Below are 17575 nucleotides of genomic sequence, written 5' to 3'. Positions count from 1 at the left end.
GCGAAGGAGAGGGTCGACGCATGAGCGACCACGCCACCGACCTCGCGACCGAAGCGTTCATCGCCCACCGCAACCTGCTCTTCACCGTCGCCTACGAGATGCTCGGATCGGCTGCCGACGCCGAGGACGTCCTCCAGGAGACCTGGCTGCGGTGGGTCGAGGTCGACTTGGCGCAGGTGCGCGACCAACGCGCCTATCTGGTCCGGATCACCACCCGGCAGTCGCTCAACCGGCTGCGCGCGATGAAGCGCCGCAAGGAGGCGTACGTCGGCCCCTGGCTGCCCGAGCCGCTGCTCACCGCGCCGGACGTGGCCCAGGACGTCGAACTCGCCGAGAGCGTGTCGATGGCGCTGATGCTGGTCCTCGAGACGCTGTCGCCGACGGAGCGCGCCGTCTTCGTACTGCGCGAGGTCTTCGAGGTCGGCTACGACGAGATCGCGGCGGCCGTCGACAAGAGCCCCGCGGCCGTCCGCCAGATCGCGCACCGCGCTCGCCGGCACGTGGACGCCCGCCGCCCGCGCAAGGTGGTCTCCCCCGGCGAGACCCGAGCGGCCCTGGAGTCGTTCCAGCGCGCGTTCGAGACCGGGGACCTGCAGGGACTCCTCGACGTGCTCGCGCCCGAGGTCGTCCTGATGAGCGACGGCGGCGGCGTCAAGCACGCCGCGCTGCGGCCGGTCGTCGGCGCCGAGAAGGTGGTCCGCATGTTCGTCGGCGGCGCCGGCAAGGTCCGGGGCACGCTCACCATCGAGCCCACGCTGGTCAACGGCGGCCCGGCGCTCTTCGTACGCCTGGACGGCGAGATCGACGGCATCATGGCCGCCCGTGTCGAGGACGCCCGCATCACCGGCCTCTATTACGTCCGCAACCCGGAGAAGCTGTCCCGCGTCGAATCCGAGACGCCGCTCACCCTGCGCTGAAGACCGGTGGGCGACTGCCACGCCCGGCCAGGTGGCATCAGGCGGGGGGACGACGGCTCGGGCGTCGTCCCCCTTGCCTCCAGGATCAGCGCCATCGTGTCAGCGCGCGCCGCTCAAACGGCGGCCGCGCCGAACCACTTGGGCAGCCGGCGGAGCAGATCCCGCTGCTCCTCACCGACCCACACCACATGGCCGTCGGGCCGCATCAGTACCGCGGGCGCGTCCAACTCCTCGCAAACGTCCACGACATGATCGACCCGGTCCGCCCAACCGGCCACCGAAAGATGGCCGGTCCGGTCGAGCAGCAGCCCTCGTCCACCGTGCATCAGGTCGTAGAGGCGCCCCCGCTTCAGCCGCACGTCCCGCAGCCGCCGGCCGAGCAGTTCGTGGCCCTCACCCAAGTCGTAGCGGACCTCGACCGCGGTGATGATCCCGGTCACGTACCGGTTCACCTCCTCGAAGTCCATCAGCTTCGAGAACAGCTCCCGCAGCGCGGTCGCACCCGGATCGGTCCCCAGCAGGGTCATCTGCGCGCGGGTGTTGTCCAGCACCCGGGCGCCGACCGGGTGCCGTTCGGCGTGGTAACTGTCCAACAGTCCTTCCGGCGCCCAGCCGTTGACCTCGGCGGCCAGCTTCCAGCCCAGGTTGAACGCGTCCTGCACGCCGAGGTTGAGCCCCTGCCCGCCGGTCGGCGGGTGGATGTGCGCCGCGTCGCCGGCCAGCAGTACCCGGCCCACCCGGTAGCGCTCGGCCTGCCGCGTGGCGTCGCCGAACCGGGACAGCCAGCGCGGCGAGTGCGCCCCGAAGTCGGTGCCCGCGACCGCCCGGAGCCGCTTCTTGAACTCTTCGAGGGTCGGCGCGGTCGCGCGGTCCTCGGCCACGCCGTCCGCGGGCACGCCGATGCGGTACACCCCCGCCTGCCCGTCCACATCGGGAATGGCACCGAACCGCAGTTGTGTCTTGCGGACCTCCGTGACGACGGCGGCGACCGTCGCCGGATCCTCGGTCACCTCCATGTCGCCCAGCAGAGTCTCGATCTTGGCGGGCTCGCCGGGGAAGCCGACGCCGAGCAGTTTGCGCACGGTACTGCGTCCGCCGTCGCAGCCGACGAGGTAGCGCGAGCGCAGGTGCGTGCCGTCGGCCAGTCCGACGGTCACCGCGTCCTCGTCCTGGCTCAGCCCGACCACTTCGTGTCCGCGCCGGATCTCGGCACCGAGTTCGAGGGCGTGCTCGTTGAGCAGCCGCTCGGTGACCGGCTGCGGGACGGCGAGGCCGTACGGGTGTGCCGTGTCCAGCCGGTCCGGCCACGGCTTGTGGATGCCGCCGAAGAAACCGCCGGACTGGAACTTCTCACTGACCGCGAGGAACCGGTCCAGCAGACCGCGCTGGTCCATCATCTCGACGCTGCGCGTGTGCAGGCCGCGCCCGCGGGACTGCCCGCTCGGCTCGGTCAGCTTCTCCAGCACGACCACGTGTACACCGTGCAGCCGCAACTCGCCGGCCAGCATCAAGCCGGTGGGTCCGCCGCCGACCACGATCACGTCAATCATCAAAACGCCCGTTCAAGGAGATGGGATTTCCGCCGGCCGGCCGCCCCGCGCGGCCCGGCGGCGCGCACACCCGCATGCCGGCAAAGCACTCACACTTCGCGAATCACTTGTTTCCGCAGGTTCTGGCTTCGAGTGGAGATTCTGCGGCACGACCCGGGTCTTGCCGCAAGGCCCCTGGTGCGCTATAGGTTGAAAGTGGCAAGGAGTGGGTGCTCCTTGCCTTTGTCTTTGGCTGTGTGCTTCGCCGTCCACCGCGGACGAACGCGCCCCGTCACCGCGGACGAACGCGCCCCCTGCCGGCCCAAGAACTAGGATCGATCCCAGCGCACAGATCACAGCGCCATGAGGGGCTGCTCCGGCCGCCCCGGCCGACCACCCCGCAGGAGGTCCGCGATGGCGACGCTGCTGTCCGTCAACGTGGGGATGCCCACCGACGTCTCATGGCAGGGAAGGACCGTCCACACCGGAGCCTGGAAGACCCCCGTCCAGGGTCCCCGCATGGTCCGAAGGCTCAACGTCGACGGAGACGGCCAAGGAGATCTGGCCGGGCACGGCGGCGAGATCCGTGCCGTCCTCGTCTACCAGTCGGAGTCCTACCGGTACTGGCGAAAGCAGCTCGGGCGCGACGACCTGGCCTTCGGGATGTTCGGGGAGAACTTCACCGTCGACGGACTGCCCGACGACGAAGTGCGCATCGGCGACCGGTACCGCATCGGCGAGGCCGAATTCGAGGTCACCCAGCCCCGCGTCACCTGCTACCGCGTCGGCATGCGCCTCGGCGAGCCCACCATGGCGTCCCTGCTGGTCGCCCACCACCGCCCCGGCTTCTACCTGCGCGTGCTCACCGAGGGGCACGTCCAGGCCGGCGACGAGATCACCCTCACCCGCAAGGGTCCCGAGGAACTCAGCGTCGCCGACACCGACGCGCTGCTCTACCTCCCCGACCGCGACCCCGCGAAGCTGCGCAAAGCGCTGAACATCCCCGCCCTGAGCCCCGGATGGCAGCAGTCCTTCCGCGAACTCGCCGCCGCCCAGCAGCCTACACAGGAACCCGGATGGCCGGGCGAACGCGCGAGCACCAAGCAGTCCAGGCAAGAGCCGGGGTGGCCGGGTTTCAGGGCCATGCGCGTCGCCCGCATCGTCCCCGAGACCCCCGACGTCTCGTCGGTCTATCTCGACAGCGCCGACGGCACACCCCTGCCCGAGGCCCGCCCCGGCCAGTACCTCTCGATCCGGCTCGCCGTCGGCGACACCGTCCCCACGGTGCGCAGCTACTCCCTGTCCTCCGCTCCCACCGCCCACACCTACCGCATCAGCGTCAAGCACGAATCCCGCGGGAAGGTCAGCGGCTACATCCGTGCCACGCTGCGCCCCGGGGACCTCGTGGACATAGCAAGTCCCCGAGGAACGTTCGTACTCGAAGCGGGCACCCGCCCTATCGCCCTCATCTCCGCGGGGATCGGCGCGACTCCCGTGCTCGCCATGCTCCACCGGCTCGCCTCCGCACGGGACCCCCGCCCCGTCTGGTGGATCCACACCGCGCACGACCGCGTCCACCATGCGTTCGCGGACGAGTCCCACGCCCTCCTGGCACAACTCCCCGACGCCCACGAGCACATCTACTACACCTCCGAAGCCCCGCCCCCGGGCGAGTGCCACATCACCCGGGGCCGCCCGACCGCCCCGGCGCTCACGGCCCTGGACATCCCCACCGACGCGGACGCCTACCTCTGCGGGCCCACCGCCTTCATGGAGGACCTCGGCGGTTACCTGCGGGATCACGGCCTGCGCGCGGAGCGGATCCACACGGAACAGTTCAGCGCCCTTCCCGCCATCAACCCCGGCGTCACGCCCACCGCCGCCGTCCGGCCGCACCAGCCGCCCGGCCCCAAGGGCACCGGCCCCCTCATCACCTTCGCCCGCAGCGGCGTCAGCACCCCGTGGTCACCGTCCCACGCCTCACTGCTCGACCTCGCCGAAGCCTGCGACATCCCCACCCGCTGGTCCTGCCGCACCGGCGTCTGCCACACCTGCGTCACCCACCTCATGGCGGGCGACGTCACCTACACCACCCCGCCCCTCGAACTCCCCGAAGCCGGCACCGTCCTCGTCTGTTGCAGCAGCCCGACCACCGAAGTCGTCCTCGACCTCTAGGGCCTGTCCGATGGGTCGAGTGAGCTGGTCAGGGCGGTGCCCTAGTGTTCGGTGCTGAACGAAGGGGGCCACTTGTCACGGGAGCGGGAGGAGAACCTGCGACACCCGCTTTAGGAGTTCGATCTTCCCTTGGCCTGGTCGGGGCTCGCCTCGTGAACCGGTGCCATACGTGGCTGCTGTGTGTCGCCGCCGTCCGGGGTCGTTGATGTCAGCGTTGAATGTCAGCGGAACAGCTCCGGCACCGGGCAGGTCTCCAAAGGCTCCTCCGGCCGGTCGGCCCAGCGCCACCAGACATGCCGACCGGCACACCTCCACAGCGCCCGGCAGGTCCGCCGGCCATCGTCCTCCCGCTCGGCCAGGACGTAGCCACCGAACTTCATGGGCTGGCCGCACTCGGGACAGGCCGGGGCGTTGTCGGTCATGCCGCGCACCTCAACGGAGCGACCGCTTCGTCCCGAAGCAACTTGGCTGGGCGTCCAACCTCGGGCCGGAGTTCCTCTCGCCTGGTGTGATGGTGCGCAGGCGTCCGCGCCGGTCCGCCGCTGTCCGCCTGCTTCGTCACCCAGTTAGACACTGAGCCTTTTCCAACCTGCCGTGGCCGTCGACCAGTTGGTCTGGCAACGTGGTGAAGTCCGTGGTAGCCGGGGTACGGCGCGTTGCGTACATCAGCCCTGGTCGGCGCCCCGCGGGAAGCGACAGGGGAGCCCGAACTCACGTGCGAGTTGTGGGGCTATGGTGCTCGCATGGCGCTACCTATCCTCATATCCATCAGACTCCAGTTGAGATCTGCTCAGTTGACTACGGCCACGTTGCCGGGACTCGCAGCTGGAGGCCGGCCATGAACCGGCCTTTGCGGGCGGTTGCTGTCTTCTGCGGCCTGCTGATGCTGGCCTTGCTGATACGGGCGAACTGGCTGCAGTACGTGCACGCTGAGGAGCTGGCGTCGGACACGAATAATCGCCGCGTGCTGATCGAACGGTTCGCCTCTCCGCGGGGTGACATCATTGTCGGTGGCAAGGCGGTGACCGGGTCCGAGGCGGTCGCGGGCAGGGAGCTCAAATACAAGCGCACCTACGTCAATGGACCGATGTACGCGCCGGTGACCGGCTTCGCGTCGCAGGCGCAGGGCATGTCGCTGCTGGAGAAGACTTATGACGGCATCCTGTCAGGGCAGGACGACCGTCTGGCGTTCCAGCACTTCTTGGACGTGGCGACGGGCAAGGACCGTGGCACAGGGGCCGTGGTGACCACGATCGACCCGCGGGCGCAGAAGGCGGCCTATGAGGGGCTGACTGGTCTGAAGGGTGCACGGGGGGCTGTGGTCGCTCTGGATCCGAAGACCGGGAAGGTGCTGGCCCTGGCATCGGCGCCGTCCTACGATCCGTCGGTGTTCGCGGGCAACACCTTCAAGGAGTCCGATAGGTTCGTGGCTCTGGACAAGGACAAGCGCAAGCCGCTGGCGAACCGGCCGCTGCGGGAAACCTATCCGCCCGGATCCACGTTCAAGATCCTCACGGCCGCCGCGGCCCTTGAGCACGGCGTGGTCACTGACATCGACGCCCCGAGCGAGGCGGAATCCCCCTACAAGCTGCCCCAGTCGACGAACCGGATCGGCAGCGAGGCCGGCGACGCGGTCTGCAGCAAGGCTTCCATGAAGACCGCCATGCAGTACTCCTGCAACAACGTCTTCCTCGACGCCGCCGCCAAGCTGGGGGCGGACCGAATGCGCGAGACGGCGGAGAAATTCGGGTTCAATGAGGACGTTTACTCGACGGACTTCGGAGACCTGCGCGCCACGAAGAGTATTTATCCGCAGGACCTGGACAAGCCAGGAACCGCTCTGACCGGCATGGGGCAAGGCAGCCTCACCAGCACCCCCATGCAGATGGCCATGGTCACTGCGGCCCTGGCCAACGACGGCAAACTCATGCAGCCCTACATCGTCGACGAGATCCGCGGACCCGACCTGAGCACCCTGGAGAAGGTTGAGCCGGCCGTCATGAGCCAGGCCGTCTCCGCCGCCACCGCCCAGAAGGTGCAGCAGATGATGGAGCACACTGCCAAAGAAGGCAGCGCCCAGCGCGCGCTGATCGACGGCATCGTTGTCGGCGGCAAGACGGGCACCGCGCAGCGAGGCGTGAACGTCGCCGATGAAGTGCCTTACGGCTGGTTCGTCTCCTACGGCAAAAGGCCAGACGGCGCCTCGGTCGCCGTCGCCGTGTTCATCGACCCCACCGACATGGACATCTCCCGCCAGGACATCTCCGGCGGCCGACTCGGCGCTCCCATCGCCCGCAGCGTCATGAAGGCAGTACTGCAGCAGTAGAGGGCTCGCACCCGGCCGGGCATGCAAGGATGAGGTGTCTGATCAGCAACGGTCAGACACCTCCCCTGCCGCACCGGGCACTATGGTGACGAACAACTGCATGGCCTCCGCAGGTCCTGCCGCCCGAGCACGCACCCGGCGCGACGACTGGGAGGTACCGGAGGCCGTGGAGCGGCTGGCCGGGGTGGTCGGTCTCGCCCGGCGGGCCGACCGGTCGGTGGGACGGGTCGCGACGCCGGCCGACGCCGGGCGTGCGGCGGGGGCGAGCCGATGACGGGGGCCGCGAAGCGCCCGGCGCCGCGCCCACGGCCGCTCCCGATGTCCCGGCCCGCGCCGCCGCGCCCCGTGCGGGCCACCGTGCCGGAGCCGCCGGCCGGCTCCGGCGGTCGGGCCGGCCGGACCGGACTCCCGCTGGACATGGAGAAGTTGCTGGCCGCCCGGCTGCACGCGGTGAAGGTCCGCCCCTACCTGGCCGCCGCGCTCTTCGCGCTGCACGTGGTGGAGGACCGGTCGGTGCCGACGATGGCGGTGGACGCGCACTGGCGCTGCTACGTCTCCCCCGGCTTCGTGGCGCGCACCCCGGTGGAGGAGCTGGCGGGCGTCTGGGTGCACGAGGTCTCCCATCTGCTGCGGGACCACCACGGGCGGGGCGAGCGGTACGCGCGGGAGCACGAGGAGCACGGGCCGCGCGAGCGAAGCGAGACGGGGGTCCCCCCGGCCGAAGGCTGGGGAAGGCTGCGGCGGAACATCGCCGCCGACTTCGAGATCAACGACGACATCTACGGTGACGGTCTGCCCCTGCCCGCCGGGGCGGTGCTGCCGTCGCTGCTGCGACTGCCCGACGGGCTGCTGATGGAGGAGTACCTGCGGACGGCGTCGATGTCCGGGCTCACCGCGGACCTCGCCTGGCTGGACTGCGGCAGTGGCGCCGACGGGCAAGCCCGGCCGTGGGAGCTGGGACCCGACGGAGCGCACGGACTGAGCAGGCAGCAGCGGGACGCGGTCCGCTTCCGGGTCGCGGAGGGGATCAGGGGCCGGCCCGGCAACGCGCCGGACGGGTGGCGCCGGTGGGCGGACGAGGCGTTCCATCCGCCGCAGCCGTGGCGGCAGTTGCTGGGGGCGGCGGTCCGCTCGGCGGCGGGTGCGCCGGGGGTGGGCGAGAACCACAGCTACCGGCGTCCGTCCCGGCGCTCGGCCGCCGTCCCCGGGGTGCTGCTGCCGAGCCTGCGCCGTACGCCGCCCCGGGTCTGCGTCGTGATCGACACCTCCCGGTCGGTGAGCGACGCCGAGTTGGGCAGCGCGCTGCTGGAGGTGGCGGCGATCTCACGGGCGGTGAGCGGACGGCGCGATCTGGTCTCGGTGATTTCTTGCGACGCGGCGGCGGGGATCGCCGTCCCGCTCCGCCGCGCCGAGAACGTGGAACTGATCGGCGGCGGGGGAACGGATCTGCGCTCCGGTTTCGCGCGGGCGCTGCGCTCCCGGCCCCGCCCGGACGTGATCGTCGCCCTGACGGATGGCCAGACGCCGTGGCCCTCCGCGCAGCCGCCCTGCCGTACCGTCGTAGGTCTCTTCCCCCGTCCCGCCCGCGCCGTGAACGAGGAGAATCCCGCCTACGTCCCGGAGGCCCCGCCGCGCTGGGCGCATGTCGTCTCCATCGGCTGAGTGAGCTGGACGAGTGGGGCGGGGGCACCCTCGTAGGTGCCCCCGCCCAGGTCAGCTCCAGGTCATGTTGATCTCGCGTTCGAAATTGACGTAGCCGGCGCGGTGGAAGGCCTGCGCCATGGGGGTGTTGCCGAGGTCGGTGGACGCCCGGATGCGGGGGACGTCCTGCTCGGCGAGCACACGGGTGCCCTCGGCGAGGATGTCGTCGATGTAGCCGTTGCCGCGGTGGGCGGGCAGGACCGCGATGTAGGCGAGGATGGGGTTGTAGCCGTTGTGGGCCGGGACGACGAATCCCACCGGCTCTCCGTGGGGCAGGGTCGCGACGCGCCACCAGTCCCGCGGGCTGGTGTAGCGGGCGAGTTCGTCCTCGTAGTGCTTGACGGCCGCTTCGTGGGCGGACATCCGGGTCAGGTCGTCCCGGCCGTGTGCGTCCAGCGTCCCGTCCAGGACCGAGGTCATCAGGGCGACGAGTTCCCCGGCGTCGTGGACGGGTCGGAACGCGAGGCGGCCGCCGGGCCCGGGAACGGGCGATCCGGGACGCCATTCCAGGCGCAGTCGTTCGACGAAGAGCCGCGCACCGGTGCGTTCCAGGACCGTCATGCGCTCCTCGATGACCTGCCTGGTCAGCGCCTTTTCACGCCAGTCAGGCGGGATGAAGCGGCTGTACTCGGGGGGACGCGACCCGTCCGGGAGGGTGGCCGCCATCGCGGTGCGCAGAAGTCGCACCCCGGTGTCCACACGATCGGGGCCCGGGATGCTGTCGTCGATGTCGAGGACGTCCAGGATCAGTGGTGCGTCGCCGCCTGAACGGCTCCACCAGGCCGCCCTGGCCAGCAGGCGGTCGCCGTGCACGGCGACCCACATCCATTCCGGACGTCGGCGGCCGGCGGCGAGGTCGTCCGCCAGTTCCTCGTTGAGGTTGTAGGGCAGTCGGCAGAAAAGGTCGAGTTCTTCGCGTCCGCTGATCGGACGCATGGTCAGGTCGTTCTGATGCACGGTCAAGGCACGCTCCGGTGAAGGCGCCCGTCCGCTCCGGGGTCAGAGCTGGTCCGCGCCCCGGGAGGACTCAAGCGCGGTGATCATGGCGATCATGGGCTTGTCCCTCCTTTCGCTGTCGTGGTCCCCCACCCTTGTGGTGGGGGCTCGACTGTAGCGTCCGACCGCGCCTCGGCTCACCTCACTTGTTTGCCCCGCAGCACCCTCCACAGCACCCAGGCCTGGACGAGACCCCCTGCCGTCAGGAGCAGGAGGTACGCCCCGCCCGTGACCGGCAGTGCGGTGATCGGGACGGAGAGGGGCAGCGCCGCCCAGATGAGCCAGACGCCCGAGAACCCCGGGTCGCCGAACAGGACGAGCGCCTCGATCCAGAGCGCCAACCCGACGATGGTCGCCGCGTAGCCGCCCGCGAGCCACGCCGCGACGCGCCCTCGCTCGTAGCGGGCCGGTCCCTGCAATGCCACCGTCATGGTGCGTCTCCTCACTGCCGTGGCGGGGTCCCCCGTGGATCTCCCGCGGTCCAAGGATCACGCCGGAGGGGACGGCCCGGCCTCGGTACGCCTACTCAGTTCTGCCTGAGTACCCCACCCTCGGGCAACGGGTGCCCGGCGGTCCGAGGTGTGCGGGTTCCGGCCGGCGTCCTCGGTGCCGATGCCGCGGCGGTCGGTGGGCTTCGGAGCGGGGAGCGGGTCCGCCGCTCCTGTGCGGTACGGGACACCGGGCCCCGGACGTCACTGCGGGGCGTCGGTGTAGCCGCGGGCCCGGACGAGGTCCTGGGTGAGACGGGTGAAGGCGCGGGCGGCGGCGCTCTGGTAGCTGCTGCCGCGCCGCAGCAGCGTGACGGTGCGTGCGGGCAGGGCGGGTTCGAGGGGGACGGGGCGCAGGTGCGGGTGGTCGTGGGTGATGGCGTCGGGAAGCACGGTGGCGATCGGGGTGCGCCGCACGATCTCGACGAGGGCCTGGACGGAGTCGGCCTCCACCACGATGCGGGGCTGCACCCTGTGGGTCGCGAAGTGGGCGTCGATATGGCTCCGGGTGGCGAAGTCGCCGTTCAGCAGCGCGAGTCGCTGATTGCTCAGCTCGTCCACCGGCAGTGGCCGGGACGGACCCGCCTCGGGGTCGGAGGCGCCGGTGACGAGGCTCAGGGTCTCGGTGAACAGGGTCTGCGCCACGACGCCGGGGAGGTGGGAGCCGGAGAAGGCGATGCCGAGGTCGAGGTCGTCGGCGAGCAGGGCCGACTCGATACGGTCCTGGGTCATCTCCTTGACGTCCAGGGTGATGCCGGGATGGCGGGCGTGCATTTCGGCGACCAGGGGGCCCACCAGATAGGAGGTGAACGTCGGCGTCGCGGCCAGGCGCAGGTGGCCCCGAGTCAGGTCCTGGACGTCCTGGAGGGCACGCCGGCCTGCCTCCAGGTCCCGCAGGGCGCGGCGGGCGTGGCGCGCGTACGTCTCGCCCGCGTCGGTGAGTCGCACGCTGCGGCCGCTGCGGTCGAGGAGCGGTACCCCCACGGTCCGTTCCAGTTGCCGGACCTGCTGGGAAAGCGTGGGCTGGGAGATGCGCAGGTCTTCGGCGGCGCGGGTGAAGCTGCCGTGCTCGGCCACGGCGAGCAGATAGCGCAGGTGACGCAGTTCCAGAGCCATGAGAACGATTATAGATACGGGCAATGGGAGACATGGGTACTGCGTCTTGGACTCTATAGGACCAGGTCATGCATGGTGGATTCACCGAGTCCGGCAGGCCGGAACCCAACGAAGGGAGTGACTCATGCGCGACCTCGCCCAGGGCGTCACGCGTTTCCAGCGGGACGTCCACCCCGCCAAGGCGGACCTGTTCGCCCACCTCGCCGAGAACCACACGCCGCACACGCTGTTCATCGGCTGCTCCGACGCCCGCGTCGTCCCGGAGCTGATCACGGCCAGCGAACCGGGCGAGCTGTTCGTCGTCCGCACCGCGGGCAACCTCGTCCCGTCCCACACGCCGGGCCCCGACGCCGTGGCGGCGGCGATCGAGTACGCCGTGGCCGTCCTCGGCGTGTCCGACATCGTGGTGTGCGGGCACTCCGGCTGCGGCGCCATGACGGCCCTCGCCGAGGCCCACGACCTGCGCGGGGTGCCCGCGGTCGCCCAGTGGCTGCGGCACGCGGACGCCTCCCGCGCCCGTACCGCCGTCCGCGGCGACGTCGCCGCTCTGGTGCGCCAGAACGTGCTCGCCCAGCTGGCGAACCTGGTCACCCACCCCTCGGTCGCCCGCGGTCTGACCGAAGGCGCCCTCACCCTGCACGGCTGGGTCTACGACATCGCCACCGGGGGCGTCGAGAACGTCGGCGCCGAACCACAGGCGACCGCGTCCGCCGCCTGACGGCGGTCCGGCCCACGGCCCTCGGCCCCCCATCGCCCCGGCCTGCCACGTCGCAGTGGACCGACCGGGTGTCCCCCAGGGTGTCCCCCACCCCCTGACCCTGATCCCTGAAAGGAACCCCCCATGCCGCACGCCCAGTTCGACCCCGCCGCCCGGCAGGCCATCGCCATCACCGCCGTCGAGGCCAAGATCCGCAAGGACCTCACCTGGCAGCAGATCGCGGACGCGGCCGGCCTGTCGGTGGCCTTCACCACCGCCGCAGTGCTCGGCCAGCACGCCCTGCCCGAGCCGGCCGCCCAGGCCGTCGGCGAGCTGCTCGGCCTGGACGCCGACGCGGTCGCGCTGCTCCAGACGATCCCGACCCGGGGGTCGATCCCCGGCGGCATCCCGACCGACCCGACCATCTACCGCTTCTACGAGATGCTCCAGGTGTACGGCACCACCCTCAAGGCCCTGGTGCACGAGCAGTTCGGTGACGGCATCATCTCCGCGATCAACTTCAAGCTGGACGTGAAGAAGGTCGCCGACCCCGAGGGCGGCGAGCGCGCGGTGATCACCCTGGACGGCAAGTACCTGCCCACCAAGCCCTTCTGATCCGTACCCATCGGACCGGCTCCGGGGCGGTGCGGGCCCGCCCGTCCGCCCCGGCTTCCTCCTCCTACGGAAGGACACCCTTGATGGACTTCGCACAGCGCACCATCGACATCGCCCGCCGCAACGTCGCCGAGGGCGGCCGCCCGTTCGCGACCGTCATCGTCAAGGACGGCGAGATCCTGGCCGAGAGCCCTAACCGGGTCGCCCAGACCAACGACCCCACGGCGCACGCCGAGATCCTCGCCATTCGCGAGGCGTGCACCAAGCTCGGCACCGAGCACCTCGTCGGCGCCACGATCTACGTGCTCGCCCAACCGTGCCCGATGTGCCTGGGGTCGCTCTACTACTGCTCACCGGACGAAGTGGTCTTCCTCACCACCCGGGACGCCTACGAGCCGCACTACGTGGACGACCGCAAGTACTTCGAACTGGACAACTTCTACGAGGAGTTCGCCAAGAACTGGGACGAGCGCCGGCTGCCGATGCGCTACGAGCCGCGCGACACCGCGGTCGAGGTCTACCAGCTCTGGCAGGAGCACAACGGCGGCGAGCGCAGTGTCCCCGGCGCCCCCACCGCGGCCTGAGGAGCAGCCATGTCCCTCATCGAACCGAACGCCGCCGAGCTGCGGCATCTGGAGCGCGCGGTCGAGCTGGCCGCCGAGGCGGTGCGGGCCGGGGACGAGCCGTTCGGCTCGGTCCTGGTCGGTGCCGACGGGCAGGTCCTGGCGGAGGACCGCAACCGGGTGCACAGTCTGGACGACAACACCCGGCATCCGGAGTTCGAGCTGGTCCGCTGGGCCACCGCCCATCTCACCGCGCGGCAGCGCGCGGAGGCCACCGTCTTCACCTCCGGGGAGCACTGCCCCATGTGCGCGGCCGCCCACGGCTGGGCCGGCCTCGGCCGTATCGTCTACGCCCACTCGGCCGCCCAGTTGACCGACTGGCTGGCCGAACTGGGCGTACCGCCGTCCCCGGTGCGCTGCCTGCCGATCCAGGACATCGTGCCCGGCCTGACGGTGCAGGGCCCCGTACCGGCCCTGACCGACCGTCTGCGCGAACTGCACCGCGCCTTCCGCGTCGGCCGGCCGGGCACGGCCGCTTCCTGACAGCGGGGTTGGACGGCGCGGCCGGGTGTCCATGCCCGGCGCGCGTCCGGTCACCGCGCCCGTACCGCGTCCACCGCGGTGCGGGCGCGGTGACCGGCATGCACGCTCATCGCCGCCCGGCCGTGCCGTGGTCCGAGTCCGCCCGTGCTTCGGCCTCGCGCAGCAGGGCCGCGATCCCGCGGAAGCCGCGGCGTTCGGCGTGGGCGCGGGCCGTCGTCCCGTCGGCGTCCGGCAGCAGCGGGTCGGCGCCGGCCCCGAGCAGCACCTCCACGACCTCCTGATGCGTGCGTCCGCCGTCACCGAGGATCACCGCCTCCAGCAGCGCCGTCCAGCCGAGCCGGTTGACGTGGTCGACGTCGATGCCGGTCTCGGCCAGTACGGCCCGTACGTAGGCCACGTGACCGCGCTCGCTCGCCGGGATCACCGACACCCCGCCGAACCGGTTGGTCAGCTTCAGGTCCGGCCCGCCGGGCAGCAGTGCGCGCATCATCGCCACGCTTCCGGTGACCCCGGTGACCAGCCAGGCGCTGTCCAGGCGGTCGTCCTGCGCGTTCACGTCGGCGCCCGCGTCGACCAGCACCCGGGCCGCCTCCACCTCGTCGGCGAGGGCCGCTCGCAACAGGGGTGTACGGCCCTGCTCGTCACGTGCCTCACGGTCGGCGCCGGCTGCCAGCGCCTCGCGGACGGCGGCGGCGTCACCGTGGTGCGCGGCGTCCAGCAGGGCGCGGTCGGTCGGGGAAAGCGACTTCTTGGCCACGACGGAACTCCTCCACAGGGTGGCGACGGACAACGGGACGACGACGGCGACAAGGATGACAAGCACGACAAGCAAAGCAGAGGAGCGGAAATGGGTGGTGGGCGAGGGGTCGGGAGGGCAGGGGAAGCCGGAACCCGCGGCGCGCGGGGCGAATGCCCCCGCGCGCCGCGGTGGCCGAGTGCCCACCGGTTCGGGGACGTCGCTCACTCGGCGACGCCGGTCACTCGGGTGGTGCTACGGCACGAGGTCAGCGCCCGTTGCTGATCGCCGCGACACCGGCCTGGGCGAACTTCTCGTCCAGGTCGCCGGACGGGGCGCCCGCGACGCCGATGCCCGCGATCGGGGCGTTGTCGTACGCGACCGGGGCGCCGCCCGCCAGGAACAGCGTGCCCGGGATGTCCTTCAAGGTCGGTGCCGAGTCCAGGCGCTTGACCAGCTCGGAGGTGGGCGCGTTCCAGGAGACGGCGGTGTACGCCTTCTTGATCGCCGAGTCGTAGGACTGGGGTCCGGCACCGTCGCCGCGCAGGGTGACGATCGTGTTGCCGTTGCGGTCCACCACCGCGACGGTCACCCGCTGGCCCTCCTTCTGCGCGGCCTTCAGCGCCGCCAGCGCGGCGTCGGCGGCGGCGTCGGCCGTCAGGTGGGTGCTGGTGGTCGTGGCCTTGGTCTTCACCGCGGCCACGGCCGCGACCGGAGCGGTGGCCGCGGTGTCGGCGGAGGCGGACACCGCTCCGACCACACCGGCACCGACCGCCGCCACGGCCGCCACGGAGGTGATGGCCTTGGCGCGGGCGGAGAACTTCTTGGCCTTGTGCTGCATCACGGATACCTCTCCAGTCATGTCACGTTCCCCGGCACCCGGACCGCCGGATCGGCCGTACCTGAGCGGATGTCGGAGGACTCGGCGCTTCCTGCGCCGTGCCTCCACTCTCGACCGGCTCGGCACGCCCGACCCTCGACGTACCGGCTGCTCCCGGCGCGTGGAACGGCGGACGTCGGGGTCAACCGATCGGTTGACCCCCTGCCGTGCCGCCCGGGCGACAATGACAGTGTTCGCCGAGCTCGGGACCTTTCCGCCGAGGCCGCGCCGAGGCCTGCCCGCCGCCGAGCCGCAGCCATGTCCGTACGTCCCGGCCGGGGAGGAACAGCCCATGCCGTCCAGGAACCGGCCTTCCCCGGCCGGCCCGGCCACCGCCGACAACGAGTCACGCAGGCTCGCGTTCGTCATCCACCTGGCGTTCTTCCTGCTGCTCGGCTCCGCCCTGTTCCGGTACGTCCAGCGGCACAACGCCCAGCCCCAGGTGCCGGCTGTCCTGACCCTGGCCGGCGTCCTCGCCCTGCTGTACGTCGTCGGCCACCGCAGGGCGGTCGCCGCGGCCGGCGCGACCGCCCCGGGCACGGCGGCGGTCCCCGGGACGGATTCGCCCTCCGCCCCGGGCTCGGCCTCCGCGGGCCGCGGACGGCCTCCCCTCACCGGGCTGCTGTGGCTGGGCGCGCTCGTCGGTGTGTGGGCCGTGCTGGTCGCCCTGGCGCCCAGCTTCGCCTGGTGCGCGGTGCCGCTGTTCTACACCGCGCTGCGCACGCTGCCGACGCCCGCCGCGTACACCCTGGTGACGTTCTTCACCGCCTTCGTGGTCGTCGCGCAACTGCGGCTGGCCGACCGGCTCGACGTGGACCTGGTGATCGGTCCCCCGGCCGTCGCCGCCCTGGCGACGGCGGTCTTCACCTACATGGACCGGCAGTCGACCCGGCAGGCCGCCCTGATCCGCGACCTGGTGCGCACCCGCCGCGAACTCGCCGCCACCGAGCGCCGCGAGGGCACTCTCGCCGAGCGCCAGCGGCTGGCCATGGAGATCCACGACACCCTCGCGCAGAGCCTGTCCAGCCAGCGGATGCTCCTCCAGGCCGCCGACCGGCTGTGGGAGACGGAACCGGCACGGGCCCGCGCCCATCTGCGCACCGCCGGGTCGATCGCCGAGACCAGCCTGGCCGAGGCTCGCCGGTTCGTGCACGACCTGGCGCCCGCCGACCTCGCCGAGGGCGGCGGCCTGGAGTCGGCCCTGCGGGTCCTGGCCACCCGCGAGAGCACGCCCGAACTCACCGTGACCTGTGTCGTCGACGGCACACCGGGACCGTACGGGCTGCCGGACCGGGTGCAGTCCGCGCTGCTGCGCATCGCCCAGGGCGCCCTGGCCAACGTCCGGGAGCACTCCGGCGCCACCCGGGCCGCCCTCACCCTCACCCACCTGGAGGACCAGGTCCGGCTGGACATCGCCGACAACGGCCGCGGCTTCGACACCGCCGCGCTGCCCGAGCGCGCCGTCGGGGTCCGCGGGCACGGCCTGCCCGCGATCCGGGCCAGGATCGGCCAGCTGGGTGGCACCCTCACCATCGAGTCCGCGCCCGGTGACGGCACCGTCGTCTCCACGGCCGTCCCGCACCGTCCCACTACCGCGGAGGTCCCCACTCCATGAACCGGACCGAACCCACCGAACCCACCGGGCCCGGCGAAGACACCGAACCGGCGACCGTACGGCTCGTCCTGTGCGACGACCACGCCGTCGTCCGCGCCGGGCTGCGCGCGCTGCTCGGCAGCGCCCCGGGAATCGACGTGGTGGGCGAGGCGGACAGCGGCGCGGAGGCCGTCGCGCTCGCCGCGAAGCTCGGCCCCGACGTGGTCCTCATGGACCTGCAACTCGGCGACGGAATGGACGGTGTCGAGGCCACGCGCCGTATCACCGCCGACTCCGGCGGCTCGGTCCATGTACTGGTCCTGACCACGTACGACACCGACGCCGACATCACCCGTGCCATCGAGGCGGGCGCCACCGGCTACCTGCTCAAGGCCGAGCGCCCCGACGAGCTGTTCACGGCCATCCACAGCGCCGCCGCCGGCCGCACCGCCCTGTCCGCTCCCGTCGCCCAGCGGGTCATGACCCGCATGCGCAGCCCGCGCCCCAAACTCACCGACCGCGAGCGCGACATCCTCGGCCAGCTGTCCCGCGGGCTGACCAACCGGGACATCGCCAAGGCCCTCTTCCTGAGCGAGGCCACCGTCAAGACGCACCTGGGACGCATCTACGACAAGCTCGGCGTCGACACCCGTGCGGGCGCCGTGGCCGTCGCCAAGGAACAGCGCCTGCTGCCCTGAG

The 17575-nt window shown here is 71.5% G+C and carries 18 protein-coding genes; 11 read left to right on the top strand and 7 right to left on the bottom strand.

The window, feature by feature from the left end:
- Nucleotides 1-20 precede the first annotated feature (20 nt).
- Nucleotides 21-917, top strand: coding sequence for an RNA polymerase sigma-70 factor (locus ACWC91_RS25500; protein WP_225077173.1), 897 nt, complete (start codon nt 21-23; stop codon nt 915-917).
- Between the two features lie 113 nt (nt 918-1030).
- On the opposite strand, the gene rox is transcribed toward ACWC91_RS25500, so the two are convergent.
- Nucleotides 1031-2467 (bottom strand): rifampin monooxygenase, encoded by a 1437-nt coding sequence (gene rox, locus ACWC91_RS25495; protein ID WP_450640492.1) that lies wholly within the window; start codon nt 2465-2467, stop codon nt 1031-1033.
- A 393-nt stretch (nt 2468-2860) separates the two neighbouring features.
- Between rox and ACWC91_RS25490 the strand changes: the two genes are divergently transcribed.
- Nucleotides 2861-4621, top strand: a complete 1761-nt coding sequence (locus ACWC91_RS25490; protein WP_450640494.1) for an MOSC domain-containing protein — start codon at nt 2861-2863, stop codon at nt 4619-4621.
- Between the two features lie 221 nt (nt 4622-4842).
- Here the strand turns inward: ACWC91_RS25490 and ACWC91_RS25485 are convergent, their stop codons facing one another.
- The gene (locus ACWC91_RS25485) at nt 4843-5043 is read right to left on the bottom strand and encodes a dehydrogenase (protein WP_450640495.1); all 201 of its coding nucleotides are present in this window, start codon (nt 5041-5043) and stop codon (nt 4843-4845) included.
- A 416-nt stretch (nt 5044-5459) separates the two neighbouring features.
- On the opposite strand from ACWC91_RS25485, the gene ACWC91_RS25480 reads away from it, so the two are divergent.
- The 3 genes from ACWC91_RS25480 (at nt 5460) to ACWC91_RS25470 (ending at nt 8609) form a co-directional block, all read left to right on the top strand.
- A complete protein-coding gene (locus tag ACWC91_RS25480; RefSeq protein ID WP_376499822.1) occupies nt 5460-6947 on the top strand; it encodes a peptidoglycan D,D-transpeptidase FtsI family protein in 1488 nt (495 codons plus the stop codon).
- A gap of 100 nt (nt 6948-7047) precedes the next feature.
- Complete coding sequence (locus ACWC91_RS25475) at nt 7048-7221, top strand: hypothetical protein (protein WP_374113962.1); 174 nt, start codon at nt 7048-7050, stop codon at nt 7219-7221.
- Nucleotides 7222-7364: 143 nt separating this feature from the next.
- Nucleotides 7365-8609: a vWA domain-containing protein gene (locus ACWC91_RS25470; RefSeq protein ID WP_450640500.1), complete on the top strand. Its 1245-nt coding sequence runs from the start codon at nt 7365-7367 to the stop codon at nt 8607-8609.
- Between the two features lie 51 nt (nt 8610-8660).
- Here ACWC91_RS25470 and ACWC91_RS25465 read toward each other — a convergent pair whose 3' ends face one another.
- From ACWC91_RS25465 to cynR, 3 genes are all read right to left on the bottom strand, one after another.
- Complete coding sequence (locus ACWC91_RS25465; protein ID WP_450640502.1) at nt 8661-9584, bottom strand: GNAT family N-acetyltransferase; 924 nt, start codon at nt 9582-9584, stop codon at nt 8661-8663.
- Between the two features lie 197 nt (nt 9585-9781).
- Nucleotides 9782-10075 carry an SCO4225 family membrane protein gene (locus tag ACWC91_RS25460; protein WP_225077179.1) on the bottom strand — a complete coding sequence of 98 codons (294 nt, stop codon included), beginning with the start codon at nt 10073-10075 and terminating at the stop codon, nt 9782-9784.
- A gap of 261 nt (nt 10076-10336) precedes the next feature.
- Entirely contained in the window at nt 10337-11248 is a 912-nt protein-coding gene (gene cynR, locus ACWC91_RS25455) for a transcriptional regulator CynR (RefSeq protein ID WP_225077180.1), read from the bottom strand.
- 124 nt (nt 11249-11372) lie between these two features.
- On the opposite strand from cynR, the gene ACWC91_RS25450 reads away from it, so the two are divergent.
- The 4 genes from ACWC91_RS25450 to ACWC91_RS25435 all read left to right on the top strand — a co-directional run bounded on the left by ACWC91_RS25450 (nt 11373) and on the right by ACWC91_RS25435 (nt 13666).
- Nucleotides 11373-11966 (top strand): carbonic anhydrase, encoded by a 594-nt coding sequence (locus ACWC91_RS25450; RefSeq protein ID WP_225077181.1) that lies wholly within the window; start codon nt 11373-11375, stop codon nt 11964-11966.
- Nucleotides 11967-12089: 123 nt separating this feature from the next.
- Nucleotides 12090-12560, top strand: a complete 471-nt coding sequence (cynS, locus tag ACWC91_RS25445) for a cyanase (protein ID WP_225077182.1) — start codon at nt 12090-12092, stop codon at nt 12558-12560.
- Between the two features lie 83 nt (nt 12561-12643).
- Entirely contained in the window at nt 12644-13144 is a 501-nt protein-coding gene (locus ACWC91_RS25440; protein ID WP_450640499.1) for a nucleoside deaminase, read from the top strand.
- 9 nt (nt 13145-13153) lie between these two features.
- Nucleotides 13154-13666, top strand: coding sequence for a nucleoside deaminase (locus ACWC91_RS25435; protein WP_225077184.1), 513 nt, complete (start codon nt 13154-13156; stop codon nt 13664-13666).
- Nucleotides 13667-13772: 106 nt separating this feature from the next.
- Here the strand turns inward: ACWC91_RS25435 and ACWC91_RS25430 are convergent, their stop codons facing one another.
- On the bottom strand, nt 13773-14423 hold the full coding sequence (locus tag ACWC91_RS25430) for an ankyrin repeat domain-containing protein (RefSeq protein WP_281156691.1): 651 nt from the start codon (nt 14421-14423) through the stop codon (nt 13773-13775).
- Between the two features lie 247 nt (nt 14424-14670).
- Nucleotides 14671-15243, bottom strand: a complete 573-nt coding sequence (locus ACWC91_RS25425) for a GlcG/HbpS family heme-binding protein (RefSeq protein WP_281156690.1) — start codon at nt 15241-15243, stop codon at nt 14671-14673.
- A gap of 331 nt (nt 15244-15574) precedes the next feature.
- Between ACWC91_RS25425 and ACWC91_RS25420 the strand changes: the two genes are divergently transcribed.
- Both ACWC91_RS25420 and ACWC91_RS25415 read left to right on the top strand, forming a co-directional pair.
- Nucleotides 15575-16897: a sensor histidine kinase gene (locus ACWC91_RS25420; protein ID WP_450726051.1), complete on the top strand. Its 1323-nt coding sequence runs from the start codon at nt 15575-15577 to the stop codon at nt 16895-16897.
- On the top strand, nt 16894-17574 hold the full coding sequence (locus ACWC91_RS25415; RefSeq protein ID WP_450641001.1) for a response regulator: 681 nt from the start codon (nt 16894-16896) through the stop codon (nt 17572-17574). Before ACWC91_RS25420 ends, ACWC91_RS25415 begins: the two co-directional genes overlap by 4 nt.
- Nucleotide 17575 lies beyond the last annotated feature (1 nt).

Source organism: Streptomyces sp. NPDC001204 (assembly GCF_053598035.1).
Note: the sequence above shows the minus strand (reverse complement) of the source record. Positions and strands in the feature narration are given on the sequence as shown.